This window comes from Dictyobacter arantiisoli (assembly GCF_008326305.1).
GTDB classification, from domain to species: Bacteria; Chloroflexota; Ktedonobacteria; order Ktedonobacterales; family Ktedonobacteraceae; genus Dictyobacter; species Dictyobacter arantiisoli.
In genome coordinates this window covers 1-2,986 of record NZ_BIXY01000191.1, presented here as the reverse complement: position 1 = coordinate 2,986, position 2,986 = coordinate 1, and the positions used below count along the sequence as shown (strand labels likewise).

The following is a 2,986-nucleotide window of genomic DNA, read 5'->3' as shown; positions in this document are numbered from 1 at the left end:
CTCTTTTCACCTAGAGGGATGGGAATTTCGCCCATCATCGAACTATCAGTTGTCAGCAGGGTATATATCCTGCTGCTGTTCCTCCCCCGTTTTCACGGTTTTGGATCAAACGAATCGCAGCCAGCGCGTCGTGTTGACGGTGGCTGCATCCTTCAATGGGTGCTTGACCTGAGCCTGAATACGCTTGAGTACATCGGGCTCCTTCTTGAGAAACACTGCAACATCTTGCGTTCCCTTCGCACGATTGCACTTCTCGCAAGCCAAACACAAATTACTGATCCGATTACTGCCACCTTTCGCGCGAGGGTGAATATGCTCGATCTGCAATGGAACATCCTTCTTCCTACAATACGCACATTGTCGGTTCCACTTGAAGGATAGGGGAATTAGCATATCATCAAGGGATGATAGGGCTTTCCCCCTCCACCGAACTGGACGTGCCGGTTTCCTGGCATCCAGCTCTCCCTCATATCTTCTGGCTTGTCCCATAGTTCTCTGTTGTGGTGTGACAGGCGTGGCAGAGCAGTTGTAGATTACTCGTTCCATGTTTGCCTCCTTCCTTCTGAGATTGGATATGATGTGCCTGTAACTGTTCCGGTAGGAACGTTTGCTTGCACATCTGACAAATCGGCCCAAGAGAAACCAGCAAGTCTTGTCTTGCAATGGCATACTTGTTTTGTGCCGAGGTGCCATTCCATGTTTCCGGCGCAATCGGATTTTCTTCTGTCATTGCCAGATCAACATCGTCCGTCAAGTATGGGTTGGGTATTCCACCTTTTGGTGAGTAATATTGCTTATGCGCAATATCATTCATTCGGGCTAGGAAGACCTGTCCATATCCCAACGTTTTCATTCCTCTATGATTTCTCTGCGTGAGATATTTATCGTATAATTCCTTCTTTCCCACATATCCCCCGTGCTTCTTCCGATGCAGCCATTTCCAGAATGCTTCGTACGTCCAGTGGTCAAGCTTTTGCCTGACCCAAGATGATTGCACATACTGGTAGTAGCGTGCCCATCCCCGTATGACCCGGTTGACCGCTTGCAGTTTATTCACCACGTTAATATTTGGTTCTGCGAGCAGATCGTGGATTTTCTCCTTGTATCGCTCGACACTCTTTTCGGTTGGCGTCACATACAGCACTTTTCGCTCCGGTTCAGAGAGCTTTGGGCGTCGTTGGATGTGAAATCCGAGAAAGTCGAAAGCGTTAATTCAAGGTGTTGGAGAAACTCTCCAAATTCCTCTTTCAGCGCTTCCGCTTCGGCCTTTGCACCATTCGTGAGCACGAGAAAATCATCGGCGTATCTCACCAGTTGGACATTTCCTTTGCCTTCTTTCCTCCGGCGGTCTCTTTGTCGAGTTGACATCGAGTTGTATCGTTCCTGCCAGTGAAGATCCATCTCGTGAAGATAGATATTTGCCAGCAGGGGCGACGCTATGCCCCCTTGCGGTGTTCCGACATTGGGAGTGTGAAGACATCTATCTTCCATGTATCCCGCTTTGAGAAAGGCCCAAATCAAGGATAACAGTCGTTCATCTGCAATTCGTTTTCTGAGGACATGTATCAACTTTTGGTGTGAAATGTTATCAAAACATCCTTTTATGTCTCCTTCAACGATCCAGAAGTATTTTCCCTTTTCGTTGCAGAGCCGTTGTAGGTGATTGATGGCTGTCATTGTTGAGCGTCCGGGTCGGAAACCGTTGGAGCACGGCAGAAAATGACTCTCGTAAATTGGCTCCATGACCATTCTCAGAGCTTCTTGCACCATCCTGTCTCGAATGGTAGGAATACCAAGCGGCCTCAGTTTTCCGTTGGCTTTTGGTATATAGATTCTCCTTGCTGGCATGGGACAATACGTTCCTTCTCGTAACTCTTCAATCGTTTGGTTGAGCAGTGCAAGCCACTCCGTGACAGGAAGTTCCTGCCCATTAATGCCATCTACCCCTGGAGTTTTGGCTCCATTGTTGGACATGATGGCGCTGCGTGCGCTCTCTAGCCAGTTGACATCTCGTACATATCGATACAAGTCATCAAACCGATGCGTCGGTTGGGACAATGCTTTTGTTGCAAGACTTTTCTGAACTCTGGCTATTTCCATTACAAATCCCTGGACGAGGCCAGCGTTGCCTGGTCTCACAAACGATATGACTATGCTCCTTCGCCCTGTACGCGGTTTGTTCCACGCTCCGTGAGAGGATCGTGACTTCCTCCGACTACTACGAGCATTCCGCCCTGTCTCTCTCACTTCAGCCTACCTGCCCATCCCGTTGCCGGGCCGAGAGAGACAGTTCCCAAGTTCACGATGATTGTTTCAAAACAAGTTCCCCGTAGATGCCGCCTATACACCTTGACGCCATCTCCCCGATGGCGCTAGAGAGAGTGACCGTTGGTATGCAGCCTTCGGTCAGATAGGGTTTGGAAGAACCCGTTCACACCTTCTAGAGGCAGGTGTTACCTCTCTCTGTCCCTGTCGTGTCATCCCGTTTCGCTCAGGTTATACCTTCTAGGTGCCTCGTCAGCGGTTCGTTTACACTCATCATAGAGACTCTCTCCCTCGACGCTAGCGGGGTGTTTCGGACTACACCTTTTCACGCCTTTGTCAGCGGGCTTCACACCGTAGATGTGGTAGTCATCTGCCGCGTGCCGCTTAGGGAAGAAGGTACTGCACTCCCTTCTAGCTTTCGCCTTTCAATCATCGCGCTTCTTGGCGCACCTCCAAGAGGTACTCCCTGATCTCGTATCCTGCCACTGTCCCCTGCTGGTAGCCCACGCCAGATATTTCAGCATTCTCCATGAGCTACATGTCAAAGCGCACCAGTTCCATACTGATTGCGGTGATTGGGCAGTATCGTGAGAAGCGGTGCACCCAGGTCAGCACATTCGCGATGCGACTCTCAAGGGAGGGTGGCAACCATCCCTTCTTCTTGTTTTTCCGATTGCTCCAGCGGGGTTGTCGATATCTGGTTTTCCTGGCCCGACGGGAA

At 50.1% G+C, this 2,986-nt stretch carries 2 protein-coding genes and 2 pseudogenes; all 4 read right to left on the bottom strand.

Going from position 1 to position 2,986, the window contains the following annotated elements; all coding sequences use genetic code 11:
• Positions 1-111 precede the first annotated feature (111 nt).
• A pseudogene (locus F1593_RS29550) lies at positions 112-372 on the bottom strand (HNH endonuclease); the annotation flags it as partial.
• A gap of 94 nt (positions 373-466) precedes the next feature.
• Complete coding sequence (locus tag F1593_RS27625) at positions 467-1,135, bottom strand: HNH endonuclease (RefSeq protein ID WP_149404770.1); 669 nt, start codon at positions 1,133-1,135, stop codon at positions 467-469.
• On the bottom strand, positions 1,132-2,100 hold the full coding sequence (locus F1593_RS27620) for a reverse transcriptase domain-containing protein (RefSeq protein WP_149404769.1): 969 nt from the start codon (positions 2,098-2,100) through the stop codon (positions 1,132-1,134). Before F1593_RS27620 ends, F1593_RS27625 begins: the two co-directional genes overlap by 4 nt.
• A gap of 615 nt (positions 2,101-2,715) precedes the next feature.
• Positions 2,716-2,986 (bottom strand): annotated as a pseudogene (locus tag F1593_RS27615) (RRXRR domain-containing protein); the annotation flags it as partial.

Excerpts from the sequence above, each read along its gene's own strand:
- F1593_RS27620 (WP_149404769.1), bottom strand. The coding sequence starts at position 2,100 with ATGGAAATAGCCAGAGTTCAGAAAAGTCTTGCAACAAAAGCATTGTCC.